The following is a 20926-nucleotide window of genomic DNA, read 5'->3' as shown; positions in this document are numbered from 1 at the left end:
TCCGGCATTGGAGGTGCCGGCTTAACCCAAGGGGTACGGAGGCCTTCCAGCCTCCCGGCGCCGCGGGGCGCTTGAGGTCGGTGCCGTGCGGCCTAGTGGGCCGACGTGGCGATCTGGACGTAGACCGCCGAGAGCACCGTGAACACGTAGGCCTGCAGGAAGGCGACGAGCGTCTCCAGGGCGTACATGGCGATGAGCAGGATGAACCACGGCAGCGACAGCACGCCGGAGATGGGGTCGAGCGCCTGGATGCCCACCGTGAGGAACACGGAGGAGGCCAGGGCGAAGATGCCGAGCACCATGTGGCCGGCGAACATGTTGCCGTAGAGTCGGACGGCCAGCGTCAGCCAGCGGATCACCGTGGAGATGAGCTCCAGAAACCAGATGACCGGCACCATGACGGTGGGCAGGCCCGAGGGGGCGAAGGATTTCAGGTAGGCCAGGCCGCCCTTGGCCTTGATGCCCCAGAAGTTGAAGTAGATAAACGAAATGGTGGCCAGCGCCCAGGTCACCGAGATGGTGCCCGTCGGCGTCTTGCAGCCGGGAATGAGGCCCACGAAGTTCGAGATCAGGATGAAGAAGAACATCGTGGCCAGGAAGGGCACGTGCTTCTTGAACCCGTGGCCAATGATGCCCTCGCCCATGTCGTTGCGGACGAACTGATAGCCGTACTCAACCGTGTTCACGAACTTGTTCGTGGGGATGAGCGTGAGCTTCTTGGCCACCACGAGCACGATGGCGCAGGTGATGATCCAGCAGATGACCATCCAGACGATGTACTGGGTGACCCCGCCGAACACGACGGTGGGATCGAAGGATGCCTGGAGATGGGGCACCTCGGCCGAGAGAGTTGAAAGAGCGTCCACGTATCAACCTTTCCTATGCTATTTCCGCACGATCCGGCTCACGCCAAATGCGACGGCGGTGAGCGAGAGCGCTACGGCTTCCGACAGGACGAAGGGCAGCGCCAAATCGCGTGCCAGCGTGATGCAGAGGATTGCGGCGGCGAACATGAGGATAAAGGAGAAGATGAGGCAGAGCATGAGAACACCCATATGCCCGAAATTGCCCGCGTCCGTCATGTGCTTGACCCGGTGCAAACCGAAGATGAGCGGGGCGAACCCCACCACTCCAGCCAACACGCCGAGTACAATTGCCAGTGCCATACCCTGCTTCCGTCTGGGCGCTTTCGCGCTGAGTACCCAATAAACCGTAACGTATGATAACGAGTTGCCAACAGAAGGTGGACGGAACCGCGCTTTTATTGGTGAGCGGTGAAAAGTTCGCGCAGTCGGCATGGCGATGAACTGGGAAAATTTGTGCACGTGCACGAAACTTGGTTGCGGCTCCCCTCGGTCGGAGGAGGCGGGTATCCCAATTCGCTCAGACAGTCCTCGCTTTGGGGAAGTGTCCACTGGACACTTCCCGTCGCTGCGGAACTCACTCGGTTGGGACACCCGCCTCCTCCTCTATGCTCAACCTTGAGTTGAAGAGAGGAGCGCGCTCTACTTCCCTACTCCCCCGTGTACTCGCGGACGAGAATGCCGGATTCGGCCAAAAGCTGCTGGGAAAGCTCGTCGGGGTACGGGTTCTGGTAGACGATCTCCTTGATGCCGGCGTTGATGAGCATCTTCGCGCACACCACGCAGGGCTGCGTGTTCACGTAGATAGTGGCACCGTCGATATCGGTGCCGAAACGGGCCGCCTGGATGATAGCGTTCTGCTCGGCATGCAGGCCGCGGCAAATCTCGTGGCGCTGGCCGCTCGGCACGCCGAGCTGCTGGCGCAGACACCCGGTCTCGGAGCAGTGGGCGAGCCCGGTGGGCACGCCGTTGTAGCCCGTGGCCAAGATGCGGCGGTCCTTCACGATGATGGCGCCCACGCCGCGGCGCAGGCAGGTGGTGCGCTCGGCCACCTGGTTGGCCAGGCCCATGAAGTACTCGTCCCAGCTGGGGCGGTTATCCGCTGACATTGGTGCTCCGATCTTTTCGACAGAAATACTCTTTCCGATCCTTCGGCGGAAGGCCCGGCAACTGCCCGTGCTCGGGCAAGTCCTCGCTTTCGGAAATTCTGGTGTGGAAATTCTACACCAGAATTTCCGAGTCTGCGGAATCTGCGCGCGGGCAGCCGCCGGGCCTTCCGCCTGCGTTAACCCGAACTTACTTCGTGCCGAAGATGCGGTCGCCGGCGTCGCCGAGACCAGGCACGATGTAGGCGCGCTCGTTCAGGCCCTCGTCCACCGAGCAGGTGTAGATGCGCACGTCGGGATCGGCCGCGAGCACCGCCTCGATGCCCTCGGGTGCGGCGACGAGCACCATGAGCTTGATGTTCTTCACGCCCTGGCGGCGCAGGTACTGGATGGCCGCCACCGCCGAACCACCCGTGGCGAGCATCGGATCCACCACGAGCACGTCGCGCTGGTCGATGCTGTCGGGCAGCTTCGCGTAGTACTCGTGGGGCTCGTGGGTCTCGGGGTCGCGGTACATGCCCAGATGCCCCACGAAGGTGGAGGGCATGAGCTCCTGCAGGCCGTCCACCATACCCAGACCGGCGCGCAAAATGGGCACGATCACCATCTTCTTGCCCGCCACCTGCTTGCACGTGGCCTTGCAGATGGGCGTTTCCACCTCCACGTCCTCCAGGGCCAGATCGCGCGTGGCCTCATAGCCCTCGAACATGGCCAGCTCGCGCACCAGCTGGCGGAAGTCCTTGGAGGAGGTGTCCTTGGCGCGCAGCTTCGACAGCTTGTGCTGCACCATGGGATGGTCGATGACGGTGACGCGGTCGTTGTACTCCATAACGCGCTTCCTTTCGGTTCGAGGGATATTCCCGCGAAGAGGACCCGGCGGTTGCCCGCGCTCGGACTCGTCCGCGTTTTCGGAACTATCGGGTAGGGATTTTACACCAACAGTTCCGCGTCTGCGGACTCGGAGGTCGGACAGCCGCCGGGCCGTCCCCTGCTCTTACTTAATCGTCTAGTACTCCAGTCCCGGGTACAGCGGGTGGGCCGCAAGCAGCGCGTCCACGCGGCGACGGATGTCGGCGAGCTTCGCCTCGTCGGCGGCATTGAACACGGCGGCGGCGATAAGCTCGCCCACCTCGTAGAAGTCATCGGCGGTAAAGCCGCGCGTAGTGGCCGCGGCAGACCCCACGCGGATGCCGCTCGTCACGAAGGGCGAGCGCTGCTCGTTGGGGATAGAGTTCTTGTTCACGGTAAGTCCCACGCTCTCCAGTAGCTTCTCGGCGTCCTTGCCGGTGATATCGGAGGCGGTAAGATCCACGAGGCACAGGTGGTTGTCGGTTCCGCCCGACACGAGGCGCAGGCCGCCGTCGGCCATGCCCTCGCCGAGGCGGCGGGCGTTCTCAACCACGCGCTCCATATAAGTGCGGAAGTCGGGTTTGAGCGCCTCGCCGAAGGCCACAGCCTTGCCGGCGATGACGTGCATGAGCGGGCCGCCCTGGGCGCCGGGGAAGATGGCCTTGTTGATCTTCGCGCCCAGCTCGTCGCTGTTGGTGAGGATAAAGCCGCCGCGCGGGCCGCGCAAGGTCTTGTGGCTCGTGGAGGTGACGATATCGGCGTGGGGCACCGGGCTCGGATGCAGGTCCGCGGCCACGAGGCCGGCGATGTGGGCCATGTCCACCATAAGATAGGCGTCCACCTCGTGCGCGATGGCCGCCATGCGCTCGAAGTCGATGAAGCGCGGGTACGCGCTCGCGCCGGCCACGATCACCTTCGGGCGGCATTCCTTCGCGATGCGCTCTACCTCGTCGTAGTCGATGACTTCGGTCTCGGGGTTCACGCCGTAGGACACGATGTTGTACAGAAGGCCTGAGAAGTTCACGGGGCTGCCGTGGGTGAGGTGGCCACCGTGATCGAGGCTCATGCCGAGCACCGTGTCACCGGGCTCGATGATGGACAAATACGCGCCGAAGTTCGCGCTGGCACCGGAGTGGGGCTGCACGTTGGCGTACTTCGCGCCGTACAGCTCGCAGACGCGGTCGCGGGCCAGATCCTCCACCAGGTCGACCTTCTCGCAGCCGCCGTAGTAGCGCTTGCCCGGATAGCCCTCGGCGTACTTGTTGGTCAACACGCTGCCCACGGCCTCCATGACGGCGCGGGACGTGAAGTTCTCCGACGCGATGAGCTCCACGCTGCCGCGCTGACGCGCCAGCTCCTCGCGCAGACACTCGGTTACCTGCGGGTCTTCTTTCGCTAGAAATTCAAGGGCCATGAGTTCTCCTTAGTCCAGGTTCATGATCTTCTCGACACGGCCGGCGTGCCTTCCGCCGCCGAAGTCGGTGGCGAAGAAGGTGTCCAGGATGCGCTCGTTCTCCTCGAGGGGCACGAAGCGGCCCGACAGCGTGATGACGTTCGCATCGTTGTGCTCGCGGCACAAGGCGGCGAACTCGGTGTTGATGATGTTGGCGGCGCGCACGCCGGGCACCTTGTCGGCGGCCATAGCCATGCCTATCCCTGTGCCGCACACGAGCACGCCGGCATCGGCAGCTCCCTCGGCCACGTCCCGGGCCACGGCAGCGGCGTAGTCGGGGTAATCCACGCGGTCGTCGCTATCCGGGCCGCGGTCGCAGACCTCGTGCCCCTTCCCTGCCAGATACGCCGCCAGCGCCTGCTTCTGCTCGAAGCCGGCGTGGTCGGCACCGATGCTCACCCGCATGGGCCCCATCCTTTCCGTCGCAGCCACGTTGTGCGCTTATTGTAGGTGCTCGCGGCCGCAGCGTGCACCGCGCTTCCGCCATCCGCACCAAATCGCGACGGATGGCGCCCTGCATCCCGCAGAAGCCCCGCTGGGCGGTTCCTAGCTGCGCACGCGGGCGACGGCGGCGCGCCAGCGGGCCAGGCGCTCGGCGCGCATCGGTTCGTCGAAAGTGGGCAGGAAGCGCTCCTCGCCCTCTCGCAGCGACAGCAGCGCCTCGGTATCGGGCCAAAATCCCGTGGCAAGCCCGGCCAGATACGCCGCGCCCAAGGCCGTGGTCTCGGCGTTGGCGGGGCGGCGCAGCGAGACGCCGAGCATGTCGGCCTGGAACTGCATGAGGAAGTCGTTGGCCGACGCTCCCCCGTCCACGTTCAGCACCGACAGCGGCACGCCGGCATCCTCGGTCATGGCCTGCACCAGGTCGCACACCTGATACGCCAGCGCCTCCAGGGCCGCCCGCACGATGTGGGCGCGCCCGGCGCCGCGGGTGAGCCCCAGAATGGCGCCGCGGGCCTCGGCATCCCACCAGGGCGCGCCGAGCCCCGTGAAGGCCGGCACCACCACGACGCCCTCGGTGCTGGGCACGCTGCGGGCTATCCGATCGGTCTCGGCCACATTCCCGATAATGCCGAGCTCGTCGCGCAGCCACTGGATGAGCGCGCCGGCCATGAACACGCTGCCCTCGAGCGCGTACTCGATGCCGTTCGTGCCAGGTGCCGAGGCGGCCACCGTGGTGATGAGGCCGTTGCCGCTCGCACAGGCCTCATGACCCGTGTGCATGAGCAAAAAGCAGCCGGTGCCGTAGGTGTTCTTCGCCTGGCCGGCGGAAAAGCAGCACTGGCCGAAGAGCGCCGCCTGCTGGTCGCCCGCCATGCCGGCAATGGGGATGCCCTGTACGAGCCCCGGGTTCGCCGTCTCGCCGAAGAAGCTGGCCGAGGGGCGCACCTCCGGCATCATGGACGCGGGAATGCCGAAGAGCTCCAGCAGATACGGATCCCAGCAGCCCTCGTGGATGTTGTAGAGCATGGTGCGGCTCGCGTTCGTCACGTCGGTGGCGTGCACGGCGCCGTAAGTGAGCTTCCACAGAAGCCAGCTGTCCACCGTGCCGAAGGCGAGCTCGCCGCGCTCGGCCCGCGCCCGCGCCCCGGGCACCTCGCCCAAGATCCAGGCGATCTTGCTGGCCGAGAAGTACGCGTCGGGCACGAGCCCCGTGCGGGATTGGATCTCGGCCACCACCGCCGGGTCGCTCGCGAGCGCCTCCATCATGGGGGCGGTGCGGCGGCACTGCCACACGATGGCGTTCGCGATGGGCTCGCCGGTGGCGCGGTCCCACACCACGGTGGTCTCGCGCTGGTTGGTGATGCCGATGGCGGCCACCTCGTCGGGGCTCACGCTGTAGGTGAGCAGAAGCTCGGTCAAGGCCCCCAGCTGGGACGACAAGATATCGTGCGGGTCGTGCTCCACCCAACCCGGCTGCGGGTACAGCTGCGGAAAGGGCCGCTGCACGCTGCCCGCCGCCCGGCCCTCCCGGTCGATGAGCATGGCGCGGGACGAGGTGGTGCCCTGGTCCAAGGCGATGATGTACTTCTTCATGAACGCGCCCCGATCCATTCCAGGACGAAGGCGTAGACTTCTTCCTTGCCGATCTCGTTCAGAATCTCGTGGCGCATGCCGGAAAAGAGACGCAGGGTCACGTCCGTGCCGCCGGCGCGCTCCATCGACTCGGCGGCTTTCGCCACGCCGCGACCGCAATCCCCGACCGGGTCGGCGTCGCCGGCCACGAAGAGCAGGGGCACCTCGTGGGGCGTGGCGCGGTAGGCCGCCGGGCTGTTGGCGCGGGCCGCCAGCTCGGTCAAAGTGGCGTAAGCGCCGGCCGAGAACATGAAGCCCGCGCGCTCGTCGGCGATGAAGGCGTCCACGACCGCCGGGTCGCGGGAGAGCCAGTCGAAGGGCGTGCGCGCGTCCTTTACCTGGCGGCTGTAGGCGCCGTCGGCCAGGCGGTGCAGAAGCTCGCTCTTGTAGTCGGCCCCGCGCACGGCGACGATGGCGCGGGCGAGCACGTTGCCCGCCGTTGCCACCACCTCGGGCTGGTTCGCCGTGCCGCAGAGAACGGCGCCGGCAAGCCCTTTCCCGAAGCGGGGCAGGTAATTGCGCAGCACAAGCGAGCCCATGGAATGGCCGAACATGAAGTAGGGCACACCCGGGGCCACCTGCTGGGCCACGAGCAGGCGCAGCGTCTGCACGTCGGCCACAAGCGCATCCCCGCCCGTGCGCGGGTGCATGCGACCACGATGGGCAGCCGTGGGCGCGGTGTCGCCGTGGCCCACGTGGTCGTGGCCGCACACCAGGTAGCCCGCGCGGGCGAGGAAGCGGGCGAAGTCGTCGTAGCGGTCGATGTGCTCGGCCATACCGTGGATGAGCTGCACCACCCCGCGCGGACGGAAGCAACCGGGCGCATCGGCAGCGCCGGCGGTACGGTCCATAGCGGTCGGCACCCACAGCACGGTATGCACCGCGCTCGCACCGTCGGCGGAATCGAAGGTGAACTCGGTGCGACCCACGCCGTCTTCCACCTGCGCTACCTTGCTTTCTTCGGTCATCTCGCCTTCTACGGTCATCGCAATGCTCCTTTCAGCACATTCCAGGGCAGGGCCCCCTCGCGCAGCACGCGCGGATAGTCCGCAGTGCAGTCTAGCACGGTGGAGGGAAGGGGCGTCGCATCCGTTGGCGAAGCGTGGGCAGCACACGGGAGCACCTCCGGAGAAGCCGGCTTCGCCTCCCGCTCGCGCCCGGCCGCCTCGGGCAGGTACACTCCCGCCGTCGCATCGGCGAGCAACGGGTCGAGAGCCGCCGCATCGCCGACGGCGGAACGACCCGAGATGTTGGCCGAGGTAACGGCGAGGGGGCAGCCCGCGGCGCGAATGAGCGCGAGAGCGACATCACTTGCGGGCATGCGCAAGCCGATGGTCCCCGCCGCCGACTGGAAAGCACGCGGCACCGTGTCGGCGGCGCGCACCACGAGCGTGAGAGCCCCCGGCCAGAAGGCCTCGGCGAGGCGGCGTGCGTAGGGCGGCACGGCGCTTCCGTATGCGTCCAGCGCCTCGGGGCCCTCCACGAGCCATGCGACCGGCTTGCCCCCGTCGCGGTGCTTGAGGGTGTACAGCGCCTCGGGGCCCGGCACGGCCCGCACGGACACGCCGAGGCCGAACACGGTATCGGTGGGCAGAATGACGGCACGGCCCGCAGAGAGGGCGTCGCGAGCCTCTTTCAGCGTGAGCACGTTCACAGGCGCTCCCCTTCCGTCGTGTTTTCGGCGGGACGCGAGGGCCCTCGGCTCTCGGGACCCCGCGCCTTCGCGGACGCCTCGGGCTTCGGACATACGTCCGCCCGCGCGGCCACGATAGCTTCGGCCACCCGCAGGCCGTCCACGGCCGCGCTCGTGATGCCGCCGGCATAGCCCGCGCCCTCGCCGCAGGGGTAGAGCCCCGCGATGCTCGCCTGGAAGTCGCCGTCGCGCACGATGCGCACAGGGCTCGAGCTGCGGGCCTCCACCGCCGTCATCACCGCACCGGGATCGGCGAAGCCGTGCAGCTTGCGATCGAGCAGCGGCAGCGCCTCGGCAAGCGCGGAGGCGACGAAGGGCGGCAGGCACTCGCGCAGGTCATGCCAGGCCACGCCGCGCGGATAGGTGGGATGTACCAGAGCGCTGGGTGCTCCCGAGGTGCCCGCGAGAAAATCGCCGACGGTCTGAGCGGGGGCGGTGTAGGGCATGCGCGGCAGGGCGGTCGGCGCCTCGCATTCGGCCGCGCCTGTGGGGCCATCGCCCTCCCGCAGGGAAAGACCGCAACCGAGCTCGAAAGCCGCGCACTCGATCTGGCGCTGGAAAGCCACCCCTTCAAGCGGGTCGTCGCCGGGCAGGTCGTCGGGGCGCACCTCCACCAGAAGGGCGCTGTTGGCGTTCGCGCCGGCGCGGGCGTGGCGGCTCATGCCGTTCACGCACAGGCCGCCCTCCTCGCTGGCGGCCGCCACCACCTCCCCGCCCGGGCACATGCAGAAGGTGTACACGCCGCGGCCGTCGGCGCACTTCACGGCCAGCTTGTAGTCGGCCGCCCCGAGTGCGGGGTGTCCGGCGGCTTCCCCATACTGCATGGCGTCGATCTGCTGCTGCGGATGCTCGATGCGCACGCCCACGGCGAAGGGCTTGCGCTCCATAACCGCCCCCGCTTCGCGCACCATGGCGAAGGTGTCGCGCGCGGAATGCCCGCAGGCGAGCACCACGCAATCGGTGGGGAAAAACCAGCGACGGCCATCTTCCGACGCCGCCTCGGCGCCATCTTCCGCATCCCACGGCCGCGCGCCTGAGGCAGACAGGTCTTCCGTCGAGGAAATCACCGCACCGACAACGCGCCCGTCTTCCGCCACGAGCTCGTCCAGGTGCGCGAGGAAGCGAACCTCTCCCCCGGCCTCTTGAATGGCGCGGCGCAAATTGCGCACCACGCCCACGAGCAGGTCGGTGCCGATATGGGGCTTCGCGTCCACCAGGATGTCGGCCGGAGCACCCGCTTCCACGAAGGCCTCCAGCACGTGGCGGATGTGCGGGCTCTTGATGCCCGTGTTCAGCTTGCCGTCGGAGAACGTACCCGCGCCGCCCTCGCCAAACTGGATGTTCGTGCGCGCATCCAGCGGCGCGCCGTTGTTGAAAGCCTCGACGGCGGCCATGCGCGCATCCACATCGGCGCCGCGCTCCACCACCAGGGGCCGCAACCCTGCACGGGCCAGATACAGCGCGCAGAACAGGCCAGCAGGGCCGGCGCCCACGACGAGGGGACGTGTATCGCTTTCAATAAGGGGAATGCGCAGGGGCTCCGTCGGCTCGTAGGGCTTTGTCGTCACGCCCTTCGCGGGCCGCGGCTTCGCGCCCTTCGCCAGCCGCACGGCTACGGCTACCACACCGTGGACGTTGGACTTCTTGCGCGCGTCGATGGAGCGCCTCACCAGACGCACCTCTTCCAGCGCTCCTGCCTTCACGCCCAGGGCGTGCGCCACTTCGCGGCGAAGCTGGCCGTCGTTTTCGGGAAGCAGCGCATCCAGCGACACAGGGATGTTCGAAGCTTGGATCATCGCAGCGCCTCCACCGCGCTGCGCCCAGCCAGCAAGCCGCTCGCCCAGGCCCAGTGCAGGTTGTAGCCGCCACAGGGCGCATCCACGTCGAGCGCCTCGCCAACGACATACAGGCCCGGCATCTCGCGCGCCTCGCAGGTATGCGCATCGATGGCGGCTACGTCCACGCCGCCGCGACGCACCTGGCACTGGCGCTCATCGCCCAACCCCGTGACCGGCAGCCGCAGCCCCTTCAGCACGCAAGCCAATTTCGCGGCACTCTCCTTCGTGGTCTCGTCCCCGCCTCGCAGCCCGACGGCCTTCAACAGCACGTCGGCTACGGGTGCAAGCACCATACCGCGCAGCATATCCTCCCAGGTGACGGATCGACCCAAGCTCGCAAAGAGCATCTTGCGGCGACGATTCAAAAACGCCGCCATATCCACCAGGCGCACCCCTGGCACGAAATCGACGGCCAGCCGGTCGCCCGGCTCCATGAGCCGGCTTAAGTTGAACGCGGCAATACCCGACACGCCGTACTTGCGGAACATCACCTCACCCACCTCACGGGCCACCAGGCGCTCGCCGAGATGCTCGTCGGGCGGGAAGCCCGCATCCCGGCATGCCTCGAGGCTCATGCCTTCTCCGGGCCGCCAGAGCTCCAGCGCCCCGCGCACGCGAATGTTGTCCAGCTGACGCGGCCAGCGCGGATCGGTGGCAATGGGGCCGAGCGTCGGCGCCATCGCGCGGAAGGGCACACCTGCGGGCAGCAAGCGCTCGCCCGCCGCGCCGCCGACGGCCGCGATTACCGCATCGGCCCGCTCGAGCCGGCGGTCGGCCAAGCGCAGCGTGAACCGATCGCCCTCGCCGCGCGGCGCCTCCACAGCCGCCACCTCGCTTTCCACGAGCTCACGCACGCCCGCTGCGACGCAGGCCGCGCGCAGGCAGTCGAGCACGCTGGTGGCCTTGTTGGCCAAAGGATACAGCCGCCCCTCCCCCTCTTCGCGCCACATCAAGCCGCGATCGGAGAAGAAACGCAGCACCACATTCCACGCGCCAACCGCGTCGGCGCAGCTCATCGCATTCAGCGCCTTGGCCCGCGCATCCACCCCGGACAATGGCTCGTCAGCAGCCGGCGCTCCAGCGCTTTCGCCATCTTCGCAGAACGTCGCCTCGCAAGCACCCAGCGTCTCTTCCACGAACGCGGCGTTGCGGTACCGACTCGCGTCAATTACGGCATTCGAGAAGTTGCAGCGCCCGTTGCCCGTGGCCAGAATCGAACGCCCCACCCGATCGGACGCCTCGTACACGGTCACGCGCACCTCGGCGTCAGATCCAGCGCCCGCACCAGCGTCGCGCACCGTCTCGGCCGCCGCCACCGCTGCCGCCAAACCCGCAGCCCCACCGCCTATGATTGCAATCGTCTTCATACGCCCAGTATAAAAGAAAGGCGGCCCCCCTTCAGAGGGCCGCCCTCGTTTTGAATCAAACCCACAGGTTCGTGCCGCGCCGCGAGGCGCCAAAGCTTACTTGCTGTCGAGCTGCGGGATGGGAGTCTCGTCACGCTCCTCCAGGTTGCCCTCGTACACATAGTGCTTGGTTTCGCGGGCGATGAGGCCCGAGAGCAGCAGCACCATGATGATGTTGGGAATGGCCATGAGCGCGTTGGTGATGTCGGAGACCGTCCACACCACATCGCCCACGCCGATGGCGCCGAGGAAGGCGACCAGCACGTAGAGCACCTGGTACGGACGGATGGCGCGCTTACCGAACAGGTAGGTGACGCAGCGGTTGCCGTAGTAGCTCCAACCGAGAATGGTGGAGTAGGCGAACAGGATCATGCCGAAGATGAGGATGGGCGTGCCGATGTAGGGGATCTCGGCGAAGGCCGCCGAGGACAGGGCCGCGCCGGCGGTGATGTTGCCGGCCATGATCTCGGCCTGCAGATCGGCGTTGCCGAGCATAGTGGACACGAGCACGAGGCCCGTGAGCAGGCAGATGATGACGGTGTCCCAGAAGGTGCCGGTCATGGACACGAGCGCCTGGCGCGCCGGGTTGCGCGTAGCGGCCGCCGAGGCCACGATGGGCGCCGATCCCAGGCCCGACTCGTTGGAGAACAGGCCGCGGGCGCAGCCGAACTGCAGCGCCAGCATGAGGCCAGAACCGAGGGCGCCGCCGAAGGCCGCCTTGGCCGTGAAGGCGCTCTCCACGATGAGGCAGAGCGCGGGCCACACGAGCTCCCAGTTCATGCCGAGGATAACCACGCAGCCCCAGATGTAGGCGAGCGCCATGAAAGGCACAAGCTTCTCGCAGACGTTGGAGATGACCTTCACGCCGCCGAAGATAACCACGGACACCATGATAACGATGGCCAGGCCGATGCCCCAAGCGGGCACGCCGGGCAGGTTCGTGGAGATGACCTCGGTCATGGCCGAGGACTGCACGGCACTTCCGATGCCGAACGACGCGATACCCGCGAACAGGGCGAAGGCGCCGGCGCCGAGCATAGCCCACCAGGGGGTGTTGCCGGCCTTGTCCTTGAAGCCGCGCACCCAGGCGTACATGGCGCCGCCGAGCATATTGCCGTTGTGATCCTTCACGCGGTACTTCACTGCGGCGAAGGTCTCGGAGTACTTGGTGGCGATGCCGAACACGCCGGTGATCCACATCCAGAACACCGCGCCGGGGCCGCCGGCGATGATGGCCGTGCCCACGCCCACGATGTTGCCGGTGCCGATAGTGGCCGACAGCGCTGTGCACAAGGCACCGAACTGGCTGATGTCGCCGGGAGCGTCGGGATCCTTCGTCACCGAGAGCTTGATGGCCGTGGGCAGCTTGCGCTGGATGAAGCCGGTGCGGAAGGTGAGGAAGATGTGCGAGCCCAGAAGCAGCACGAGCATGGGCGGGCCCCACACGAACCCGTCGATGCTGTTGATGATGTCCACGATCATGTCCATAGATCGCTTCTCCTCTCTACGAGCGCGGGACACAGGTCGCGGGCGCGGGCTGTGTCCCCGGCCGGCGTGCGCCGCGGGCAAGGCCGCAGCACTTTAACGCGCTAAAGTATCCGCATTATAGGCAGAGAAGATGAGCGTCTTTGTTAACAAATGAAGAATTACCAGCGAACGGCAGCCCAAAGACGCGGGCCCAGCATCGCATCGGAAGCCGATTTTATTTTTTGGCCAAAACATGCCTCGAGTGAGCTCGTGGGAGTCGCCGCGCTCCGAACAACTGCGGCCAATCCGGAAAAATCAGCCGAAATGATGGCGTTGAGAGCATAACCTGGGCCTAGGAGGGGGCCAGAGGAACTCTCATCAGCGCACTCGGGGTGCTTTTTGGCCAAAAAAGCGAAACGACTCGACCAATCGCGACAAATCGCCAAATCTAGAGCTGCGGCCCCTTGGTGACGGGCACCGGCTCGGCGTACTCCTCGTCGAGGTGGCCGTCGTAGACGAAGTGCTTCGTCTCCCGCGCGATCATGCCCGACAAAAGCAGGATGACGATGATATTCGGAATGGCCATGAGCGCGTTGCCGATATCCGAGATGGTCCACACCACATCGCCCACCCCGACAGCACCGAGGAAGGCCACGGCCACGTACACCACCTGATAGGGCTTAATGCCCTTGGAGCCGAACAGGTAGGCCACGCAGCGGTTGCCATAGTAGCTCCAGCCGAGGATGGTGGAATAGGCGAACGAGCACATGCCGAGCACGAGCACCGGCGTGCCGAACACGGGGATGTCGGCGAAGGCCGCACTGGCGAGCGCAGCCCCGGTAGCAATGGAGGGGTTCTCCAAGATACCTTGGCCGATCTCGGGATGCGCGATCATGGTGGACACGAGCACAAGACCCGTGAGCAGGCAGATGACGCCCGTGGACCAAAACGCCCCCGTCATGGAGATGAGCGCCTGGTCGGCGGGGTTCCTCGTCTTGGCGGCCGCCGCCACGATGGGCGCGGTGCCCAGGCCCGACTCGTTGGAGAACAGGCCGCGGGCGCAGCCGAACTGCAGGGCCATGACCATGCCGCTGCCCACCGCCCCTCCGAAGGCGGCCTTCGGCGTGAAGGCGCACTCCACGATGAGCATCACCGCGTCGCCGAGCACCGAGAAGTTCATGCCCATGATGACGAGGCAGCCGAGGGCGTAGGCCCCGGCCATGACGGGCACGAGCCACTCGCACACCCGGGCGATGGAGTTCACGCCGCCGAAGATGACGGCCGCCACCGCCACCACGATGACCACACCCACGGCCACGGCGGGAATAGCGGGAATGGACGAGGTGACGATACCCGAGATAGCCGCCGCCTGCACTGCCGAGCCGGTGCCGATGGTGGCGATGATGGCGAAGGCCGCGAACGACACCGCGCCGAGGGTGGCCCACCACGGCACGCTGCCGTCGGGCCGCGCGAAGGCGCGCTTCCACACGAACATCGCTCCGCCGAGCATGGCGCCCGACTTGTCGCGCACGCGGTACTTCACGGCCGCGTAGGTCTCCACGTACTTGGTGGCGATGCCGAACAGGCCGGCGATCCACATCCAGAAGATGGCGCCCGGACCGCCCGCCAGAAGCGCGGTGGCCACGCCCACGATGGAGCCGGTGCCGATGGTGGCGGCGAGTGCTGTGGCGAGCGCCCCGAAGCTGGAGATGTCGCCCTTGCCGTCGGGGTCGCGCCTCACCGACATGCGGATGGCCTGGGGCAGCTTGCGCTGGATAAAGCCGGTGCGGAAGGTAAGGAAGATATGGGTGCCCAGAAGCAGAGCGATCATCGCGGGGCCCCACACGAAGGAGTCGATGGTGGTGAGGATGTCAGTCATAGGATCCTTATGGAACCTGTCCGTCGGTGGAGGGGCCGGAGGCCTCGTGCTCGGTCAGGTCCTCGCTTTCGGAAATGTTGGTGTAGGAATTTTACACCAACATTTCCGAGACTGCGGAATCTGCGCGCGAGGCCTCCGGCCCCTCCACCGACTGCCCATAAGGAACGAATCGGTTACAGCCTGTGGCCGCTACAGCTGAACGGGGTTCCAGCTGCCGTCGATGTCGCAGATCCAGGCCTCGGCGTCTTCAATGGTGAAGAAGGTGAGGCGCTCGTCATCGGCGCTCGCCCAGTCCTCGCCGAGGGCCACCATGTGATTGAAGCCCTCCTCGCGGGTGGCTGCGTCGGCCGTGTCGGTCAGGTTCGCCTTGCCGCGTAGAATGACCCAGCCGGCGCCGGGCTTCCAGGCGGTCAGCTCCACGTGCGGGTTCGCCTGCATCTCGCGGTAGCAGTCCTTGGTGGTGGCGGTGCAGAACTGGATGTCGCCGTCCTGCATAGCCGCGAAGCTGAAGGGGCGCACATGGGGGCGGGCGCCTTCGGCGGTCTCCTCCACCGTGGCCAGATACCAGGCGGGAATGCTCGTCAGATACTCGACAATGGTCTCTTTTCCTTGGGACATGGGAAATTCCTTTCTAAATGAATTTCTAAATGAAGTTCACGGCGATAACGGCGGCCATCATGAGCAGCACCGCGGCCGCGCCTGCCCCATCGCGCCAGGTCAGCTTGAGGGGGTTCAAGCGCGTTATGCCCGCACCGCCGTGGTAGCAGCGCGCCTCCATGGCGCCCGAGAGCGTCTCGGCGTGGCGGAAGGCGCTCGCGAACAGCGGCACCATGAGAGCCGTGAGCGTGCGCACGCCCCCCTTGAAGGGATTCACGTCGAAATGGGCGCCGCGGCTGACCTGGGCCCGGTAGATCACCTGGAGCTCGGTCATGAACTGGGGCAGGAAGCGCAGAGCGATGCCGAGGATCATGCCGAGCTCGTGGGCGGGCACGCCGAGGCGCGCCGCCGGGGCGAGCAGGTGCTCGAAGGCCGCCGTGATGTCGAGGGTCGTGGTGGTCAGCGTGAGCAGGCTCATGCCCATGAGCAGCAAGAACAGGCGACAGCCGATGAAGGCGGCGGAGGCCAAGCCCTTCTCGCTCACGCAGATGATGCCCCACTCGAAGTACACCTGGCCGCCCTGGACGAAGAGCACGTTCAGAAGGGCCGTCAGCAGCACGAGCACGAGCAGAGGCGCCAAGGCCCGCACCACCTGGGCAAGCGGAATGCGGGAGGCGGCGTAGAAGCCGACGATGAACAGCGCCGCCACCGCCAGGGAAAGCGGGGTGGCCGCGCAGAACACCGCCGCCATGAGCACGAGGGACAACACGAACTTCACCCGCGGGTCCATGGCGTGCACGATGGACTCCTCAGGCCAGTACTGGCCGATGATGGCGCGCTCAGCCACGGTCGACACCGCCTTCGGCGCGCTGGTCGGCGCAGGCAGCCTCCGGGGCGGCATCGCCAGCAGCGGCAGCCTCCGGGACGGCATCGCGAGCATCGGCAGCCTTCGCACCCAGTTGCGCGGCAATATCGGCCGCGAGCGTCTCCTCGTCGTAGAGCGCGCGGTCGAGGGCGAATCCCGCCTCGCGCAGGGCGTTGGCGAAAGCCTGGGGCGCCGGGGCGGCCAGGCCCACCGATTTGAGCGCCGCCGGGTCGGCGAACACCTCCGCAGGCGTGCCGAGGGCGAACACGCGGCCCTCGGAGAGCACGAGGATGCGGTCGGCCAGCGCCGCCAAATCCTCCATGGAATGCGACACCATCACAACCGTCATGCCCGAGGCGTGAAACGACGCGATGAGCGCCAGGAAGTCGGCACGGGAGAGCGGGTCCAGACCGGCCACCGGCTCGTCGAGCACGAGCACCTCGGGCTCCATGGCGAGCACCCCGGCGAAGGCCACGCGGCGCTGCTGGCCGCCGGACAGGTCGAAGGGGCTGCGCTCGCCGATCTCGTCGACCGACAGGCCCACGAGCTCAAGCGCCTCCCCCACCCGGCGCGCCACCTCGTCCTCGGGCAGCTTCATGTTGCGCGGCCCGAAGGCCACGTCGTCGTAGACGGTGGTGGCGAACAGCTGGTTCTCGGGGTACTGGAACACAAGCCCCACATGGCTGCGCACCTTGGCGGCCACGCCCTTGGCCGCCAGGTCCTCCCCGTCGGCGGTCACCCGGCCGCAGGTAGGGTGCACAAGGCCGTTCATATGCTGGATGAGCGTGGACTTCCCGCTGCCGGTATGCCCCGCCACGCCGAGGAATTCCCCCTGCTCCACCGCAAGCGCCACCTCACGCAGGGCCCACCGCGCATCGGGGGCGTTGCCCCAGTTGGCGCGGCGCTCCTGCTTCTCGGCGGCGCGCTTCCCGCGGCGGCGCTTCGCCTGGCCGCCGTCGTAGGAGTAGCTCACATCTTCGAACGCAAGGCGCATAGCTCCTCCTTCAGCTCGTCGTCGGACACACAGGTGTGCACGGGCACGCCGGCCTTCTGCAGCGCCAGCGAGAGCCGGCAGGCAAACGGCACCTCCAGCGAGAGCGCCCGCAGCTCGTCGGCCCGGGTGAGCACCTCGTCGGGCGTCCCGTCGAGCACCACCGAGCCGCCGTCGAGCACCACCACACGCTCGGCCGCGGCGGCCTCCTCCATGTAATGGGTGATCATCACCACGGTCATGCCCGCGCTGTGCAGCTCGCGCACCACGCGCATCAGCCCGGCGCGCCCGCGCGGGTCGAGCATGGCCGTCGCCTCGTCCAAGATGAGGATGGCCGGGTCCATGGCCAGCACGCCGGCGATGGCCACGCGCTGCTTCTGGCCGCCCGAGAGCGCATTGGTCTCGTGCTCCTCGAAGCCCTGAAGCCCCACCTCGGCAAGCGCCCGGGTCACCCGCTCGCGCAGCTCCGGGTTGGGGATGCCCAGATTCTCGGGGCCGAAGGCCACGTCGTTCTCGATGAGGCTCGCCACGATCTGGTCGTCGGGGTTCTGGAACACGAGCCCGGCGTTGGAGCGGATGAAGTAGGTCTGCTCGTCGTCGCGCGTGTCGCACCCGAACACGCGCACCTCGCCCTCGTCGGGCAGAAGCAGGGCGTTTACGTGCTTGGCGAGCGTGGATTTGCCCGAGCCGTTGCCGCCGAGCAGGCAGAGAAACTGCCCCTGGGGCACCGTGAGGTTCAGATGGCGGAAGACGAAGCGCTCGCCGTCGTAGGTAAAGCCCGCATCGCGGAAGTCGACGAACACCTCCTCGGGGACATCCGACGGCGCTCCGGCAACGGCGCGCGGAGTGTCGTCCGCGCGAACGGCTCCGTCAACTCCGATGCCGCCAGCCGCCGCGATTCTGTCGGGAGAAGAAGCAGCTTGCGTCACTTAGAGGCCCTTCACTTGGTCTTTCTTCGGGGTAATGAGATTCGAGATGGCCTTGTACACGATAAGCGTGAGCACCGAGTTCAGAATGCCCTTCAGCAGGTTAAACGGAATGAGGATGGGCACGATCATGGCCACCACGGCATCTAGCGGCACGCCGAGCCATGCGGGCGTGACGAGCAGGTTGCCGAGCACCGCCATGACCACGGCCACCACAATGCCGAGCACAAGCCCGATGACGGCCCCCTTGAAGTTGTGGATGCGCTGGTAGACCACGGCGGCCGGCAGCACGTAGCCGATGACCACAAGGAAGTTCATGAGCGCGCCGGTGAAGTCGGCGAACAGGATGCCGTGGGCTACCACCGAGATGATGCCGCAGGCCAGGCCGGCGGCCGGCCCGTAGGCGAAGCCGCACACCATGGCGGGCATGAACGAGGCGTCGTAGGACAGCCACGCCACGCCGGGCAGAAGCGGGAACTCGACGAACGTGAGCAGCACCGAGATGGCGCACAGAAGCGCGATGGTCACGAGCACGCGGGTGGACCAGCGGTTCGTGTTGGCCAGGGCGCGCTGGGCCGTGGGGGTCTTCGCGGGACGCACGGGGCTTGCCGCGGCAGGGTGGTTGGTGGGCTTGTCGGCCATGGGAATCACCTTCTTCCGGCGAGGCGTCTTGTCTGCGCGGATTCGCCTTCCCCTCGCCAGAAAGAAAACGAGCCCGTATGAATTCCTTTCATACAGGCCTCGTCGGTTCGCGCGCCCCTTGCCGGGTGCCAGCTCCGCAGAGCCGGTGCGCGAACATCTGCCTCTTCCATCCGGACTGTAACCGTTGGCCCCGGATTTTCACCGGGTCAGCCTGGAAGCCGCGTGGGCTTCGCAGGGTCGCGGGCTTGCCGGGGCGCTCGATGGCACCGCCGTGCTTACCGCCAGTGAGGATTTCCACCTCGCCCTGAAACAGAATTCACGGGAAGCATTGTAGAAGAAGCCCCGCCGCCGCGCAAGACCCCCGTCATCGGCAGCGCGCCGACTCCTATCAGCCGCGCCGATGATCCGCGTTCCCGGGCACGCTCTCGCGCGGGAAGAGCACGTAGGCGCGCTTGGGGGTAGCGCCCTCCCCTTCCCCGGCGCCATCGGTCGCGGGGCGGTCGTAGGGGCAGATGTCCATGGAGAAGGCGCGCTCGATGGCGCCGGCGGCGAGCACCTCCTCGGCCGAGCCCTCGGCCGTCACGCGGCCGCGCTCCATGACCGCGAGGCGGTCGGAGTAGCGCAGGGCCAGATCCAGATCGTGGATGACCATGGCCACGGTCTTGCCGTCGCGCCGGTTCAGATCGCGCACGAGGGCCATAAGATCGTGGCAGGCGTTGATATCCAGGTAGGTGGTAGGCTCGTCCAGCACGATGAGGTCGGTGTCCTGGGCCAGGGTCATGGCCACAAAGGCCCGCTGGCGCTCGCCGCCGGAGAGCTGCCGCAGGTCGTGGCCGCGAAAGCGCGCCACCCCGGCCCGCTCCATAGCCGCCTGCACCCGCTCGCGGTCCTCCGACGAGAGCCGGCCGCCCATGCCCGTGTGGGGGTGGCGCCCCAGGGCCACGAGCGCCTCCACGGTCATGGGAGGTGTGCGCGAGGACTGCGCGAGCACGGCCAGCTCGCGGGCGCGCTCGCGAGGCGAGAGGCGGCCGGTGTCGCGGCCCTTCACTTCCACCTGTCCCGCCGCAGGGCGCAAAAGGCCGCTGGCGAGCTTCACAAGCGTGGACTTGCCGCAGCCGTTGGGGCCGACGATGCTCGTCACCGAGCCGGGCTCGATGCAGGCGGAAAGCCCCTCGATGAAGGGGGTGCCCGGCTTGTAGGAGAACGTCACGTTGTCGTAGCGAATGGCGGGATCAGTCAAGGCCGCCTCCTCGGTTCTTCAGGATGAGGTAGATGAAGAAGGGGCCTCCGATGAACGCCATGAGGATGCCCACGGGAAGCTCGTAAGGGGCGAACAGCACCCGAGCGAGCAGATCGCAGCCCACCACGAAGGCCGCGCCGGCAAGGGCCGCCACCGGCACCACCCAGCGGTTGTCGTGGCCCACGAAGAAACGCACGAGGTGCGGCACCACGAGCCCCACGAAACCGAGGAGTCCCGCGAAGCTCACGGCGGCGCCGGCGAGCACCGCGGCCACGGCCAACACGGCAAGGCGAACCCGGCCCACGTTGAGCCCCAGGCCGTGGGCCGCCTCGTCGCCAAGGGCGAGAATATTCAGCTTCGGCGCTGCCGCAAGCGCCAGCAAGACGCCGACGGCGATGTAGAGGGCCGGCCAGCCCAGGTCGCGCATGAGCACGCCCGAAAGACCGCCCACGAGGAAGGTGGACGAGCCGACGTAGGCGTCCGGGTCCACGATGAGGATGGTGTTCATGCCGGCGCCGAACACCGTGGTGATGGCGATGCCGGCAAGCACCACGGTCAACCGGCTCGCCCCCGCGCCGAGCGAGAGCGCGAAGATGATGAGCGCCGTTACGAGCGCGCCGGCGAAGGCCGCGAGCGGCGTGAGCCACAGCGCCCCGGGCACCAGGGAGGCGGCCAGAAGCACGAACAGGCCCGCGCCGGAGTTCACGCCGATGACGTTGGGGCTGGCGAGCGGGTTGTCGAGCGACGCCTGGATGAGCGCGCCGGAAGTGGCGAGCGCCGCGCCGGCGATCAGCGCCGCCAGCACGCGCGGGGTGCGGACGTTTTCCAGAATGCTGCGGGCCGCATCGGCCACGTCCCCGCCTGTCGCCCACGCCACAAGTTCCGGCAGGCTCACCGAGGAGGCGCCGAGCATGAAGCCCAGGGCCGTGGCCAGCACCAGGAGGGCGCAGGTCACGGCCAAGACGGCGATGTTCTTCGGAACGCTGCTCATGAGATGGAAATCGGGGACGATGCGCGCACGGAGCCTGAAAACCG

At 67.3% G+C, this 20926-nt stretch carries 20 protein-coding genes and 1 riboswitch; all 20 genes read right to left on the bottom strand.

Annotation, left to right across the window (positions count from 1 at the left end; translation table 11 throughout):
• Positions 1-92: 92 nt before the first annotated feature.
• Entirely contained in the window at positions 93-866 is a 774-nt protein-coding gene (atpB, locus tag Q5064_RS05435) for a F0F1 ATP synthase subunit A (protein ID WP_302962896.1), read from the bottom strand.
• Positions 867-884: 18 nt separating this feature from the next.
• Entirely contained in the window at positions 885-1166 is a 282-nt protein-coding gene (locus tag Q5064_RS05430; RefSeq protein ID WP_302962895.1) for a hypothetical protein, read from the bottom strand.
• Between the two features lie 347 nt (positions 1167-1513).
• On the bottom strand, positions 1514-1972 hold the full coding sequence (locus tag Q5064_RS05425; RefSeq protein WP_028027239.1) for a cytidine/deoxycytidylate deaminase family protein: 459 nt from the start codon (positions 1970-1972) through the stop codon (positions 1514-1516).
• A 187-nt stretch (positions 1973-2159) separates the two neighbouring features.
• Positions 2160-2798: a uracil phosphoribosyltransferase gene (gene upp / locus Q5064_RS05420; RefSeq protein ID WP_302962894.1), complete on the bottom strand. Its 639-nt coding sequence runs from the start codon at positions 2796-2798 to the stop codon at positions 2160-2162.
• Between the two features lie 177 nt (positions 2799-2975).
• Positions 2976-4232 carry a serine hydroxymethyltransferase gene (gene glyA / locus Q5064_RS05415; RefSeq protein WP_302962893.1) on the bottom strand — a complete coding sequence of 419 codons (1257 nt, stop codon included), beginning with the start codon at positions 4230-4232 and terminating at the stop codon, positions 2976-2978.
• Positions 4233-4241: 9 nt separating this feature from the next.
• Complete coding sequence (gene rpiB / locus Q5064_RS05410) at positions 4242-4676, bottom strand: ribose 5-phosphate isomerase B (protein WP_302962892.1); 435 nt, start codon at positions 4674-4676, stop codon at positions 4242-4244.
• A gap of 141 nt (positions 4677-4817) precedes the next feature.
• On the bottom strand, positions 4818-6308 hold the full coding sequence (glpK, locus tag Q5064_RS05405) for a glycerol kinase GlpK (protein WP_302962891.1): 1491 nt from the start codon (positions 6306-6308) through the stop codon (positions 4818-4820).
• Positions 6305-7333, bottom strand: coding sequence for an alpha/beta fold hydrolase (locus tag Q5064_RS05400; protein WP_302962890.1), 1029 nt, complete (start codon positions 7331-7333; stop codon positions 6305-6307). The genes glpK and Q5064_RS05400 overlap by 4 nt, the downstream gene beginning before the upstream one ends.
• Positions 7330-8001: an L-threonylcarbamoyladenylate synthase gene (locus Q5064_RS05395; RefSeq protein ID WP_302962889.1), complete on the bottom strand. Its 672-nt coding sequence runs from the start codon at positions 7999-8001 to the stop codon at positions 7330-7332. Before Q5064_RS05395 ends, Q5064_RS05400 begins: the two co-directional genes overlap by 4 nt.
• Positions 7998-9836: an NAD(P)/FAD-dependent oxidoreductase gene (locus tag Q5064_RS05390; protein ID WP_302962888.1), complete on the bottom strand. Its 1839-nt coding sequence runs from the start codon at positions 9834-9836 to the stop codon at positions 7998-8000. The genes Q5064_RS05395 and Q5064_RS05390 overlap by 4 nt, the downstream gene beginning before the upstream one ends.
• Entirely contained in the window at positions 9833-11245 is a 1413-nt protein-coding gene (locus Q5064_RS05385) for an NAD(P)/FAD-dependent oxidoreductase (protein WP_302962887.1), read from the bottom strand. Before Q5064_RS05385 ends, Q5064_RS05390 begins: the two co-directional genes overlap by 4 nt.
• 96 nt (positions 11246-11341) lie before the next feature.
• On the bottom strand, positions 11342-12772 hold the full coding sequence (locus Q5064_RS05380; RefSeq protein WP_302962886.1) for a sodium:alanine symporter family protein: 1431 nt from the start codon (positions 12770-12772) through the stop codon (positions 11342-11344).
• A gap of 427 nt (positions 12773-13199) precedes the next feature.
• Positions 13200-14630 (bottom strand): sodium:alanine symporter family protein, encoded by a 1431-nt coding sequence (locus Q5064_RS05375; protein WP_302962885.1) that lies wholly within the window; start codon positions 14628-14630, stop codon positions 13200-13202.
• Positions 14631-14819: 189 nt separating this feature from the next.
• Entirely contained in the window at positions 14820-15248 is a 429-nt protein-coding gene (locus Q5064_RS05370) for a pyridoxamine 5'-phosphate oxidase family protein (RefSeq protein ID WP_302962884.1), read from the bottom strand.
• A gap of 25 nt (positions 15249-15273) precedes the next feature.
• Complete coding sequence (locus tag Q5064_RS05365; protein ID WP_302962883.1) at positions 15274-16074, bottom strand: energy-coupling factor transporter transmembrane protein EcfT; 801 nt, start codon at positions 16072-16074, stop codon at positions 15274-15276.
• Positions 16067-17086 carry an energy-coupling factor transporter ATPase gene (locus Q5064_RS05360; protein WP_302962882.1) on the bottom strand — a complete coding sequence of 340 codons (1020 nt, stop codon included), beginning with the start codon at positions 17084-17086 and terminating at the stop codon, positions 16067-16069. Before Q5064_RS05360 ends, Q5064_RS05365 begins: the two co-directional genes overlap by 8 nt.
• Positions 17062-18012, bottom strand: a complete 951-nt coding sequence (locus Q5064_RS05355) for an energy-coupling factor transporter ATPase (protein ID WP_302962881.1) — start codon at positions 18010-18012, stop codon at positions 17062-17064. The genes Q5064_RS05360 and Q5064_RS05355 overlap by 25 nt, the downstream gene beginning before the upstream one ends.
• Positions 18013-18651, bottom strand: a complete 639-nt coding sequence (locus Q5064_RS05350; protein ID WP_302962880.1) for an ECF transporter S component — start codon at positions 18649-18651, stop codon at positions 18013-18015.
• A 154-nt stretch (positions 18652-18805) separates the two neighbouring features.
• Positions 18806-18967, bottom strand: a riboswitch (FMN riboswitch).
• Between the two features lie 72 nt (positions 18968-19039).
• Positions 19040-19891, bottom strand: a complete 852-nt coding sequence (locus Q5064_RS05345; RefSeq protein ID WP_302962879.1) for an ABC transporter ATP-binding protein — start codon at positions 19889-19891, stop codon at positions 19040-19042.
• A complete protein-coding gene (locus tag Q5064_RS05340) occupies positions 19884-20882 on the bottom strand; it encodes an iron ABC transporter permease (RefSeq protein ID WP_302962878.1) in 999 nt (332 codons plus the stop codon). Before Q5064_RS05340 ends, Q5064_RS05345 begins: the two co-directional genes overlap by 8 nt.
• Positions 20883-20926: the final 44 nt, after the last annotated feature.

Origin of the sequence: uncultured Adlercreutzia sp. (genome assembly GCF_958431955.1) — a bacterium.
In the GTDB taxonomy this organism is placed as follows: Bacteria; Actinomycetota; Coriobacteriia; order Coriobacteriales; family Eggerthellaceae; genus Adlercreutzia.
This window is presented reverse-complemented; position numbering and strand designations above follow the sequence as displayed.

Excerpts from the sequence above, each read along its gene's own strand:
- Q5064_RS05430 (WP_302962895.1), bottom strand. The coding sequence starts at position 1,166 with ATGGCACTGGCAATTGTACTCGGCGTGTTGGCTGGAGTGGTGGGGTTC.
- Q5064_RS05425 (WP_028027239.1), bottom strand. The coding sequence starts at position 1,972 with ATGTCAGCGGATAACCGCCCCAGCTGGGACGAGTACTTCATGGGCCTG.
- upp (WP_302962894.1), bottom strand. The coding sequence starts at position 2,798 with ATGGAGTACAACGACCGCGTCACCGTCATCGACCATCCCATGGTGCAG.
- glyA (WP_302962893.1), bottom strand. The coding sequence starts at position 4,232 with ATGGCCCTTGAATTTCTAGCGAAAGAAGACCCGCAGGTAACCGAGTGT.
- rpiB (WP_302962892.1), bottom strand. The coding sequence starts at position 4,676 with ATGCGGGTGAGCATCGGTGCCGACCACGCCGGCTTCGAGCAGAAGCAG.
- glpK (WP_302962891.1), bottom strand. The coding sequence starts at position 6,308 with ATGAAGAAGTACATCATCGCCTTGGACCAGGGCACCACCTCGTCCCGC.
- Q5064_RS05400 (WP_302962890.1), bottom strand. The coding sequence starts at position 7,333 with ATGACCGTAGAAGGCGAGATGACCGAAGAAAGCAAGGTAGCGCAGGTG.
- Q5064_RS05390 (WP_302962888.1), bottom strand. The coding sequence starts at position 9,836 with ATGATCCAAGCTTCGAACATCCCTGTGTCGCTGGATGCGCTGCTTCCC.
- Q5064_RS05385 (WP_302962887.1), bottom strand. The coding sequence starts at position 11,245 with ATGAAGACGATTGCAATCATAGGCGGTGGGGCTGCGGGTTTGGCGGCA.
- Q5064_RS05380 (WP_302962886.1), bottom strand. The coding sequence starts at position 12,772 with ATGGACATGATCGTGGACATCATCAACAGCATCGACGGGTTCGTGTGG.
- Q5064_RS05375 (WP_302962885.1), bottom strand. The coding sequence starts at position 14,630 with ATGACTGACATCCTCACCACCATCGACTCCTTCGTGTGGGGCCCCGCG.
- Q5064_RS05370 (WP_302962884.1), bottom strand. The coding sequence starts at position 15,248 with ATGTCCCAAGGAAAAGAGACCATTGTCGAGTATCTGACGAGCATTCCC.
- Q5064_RS05360 (WP_302962882.1), bottom strand. The coding sequence starts at position 17,086 with ATGCGCCTTGCGTTCGAAGATGTGAGCTACTCCTACGACGGCGGCCAG.
- Q5064_RS05350 (WP_302962880.1), bottom strand. The coding sequence starts at position 18,651 with ATGGCCGACAAGCCCACCAACCACCCTGCCGCGGCAAGCCCCGTGCGT.
- Q5064_RS05340 (WP_302962878.1), bottom strand. The coding sequence starts at position 20,882 with ATGAGCAGCGTTCCGAAGAACATCGCCGTCTTGGCCGTGACCTGCGCC.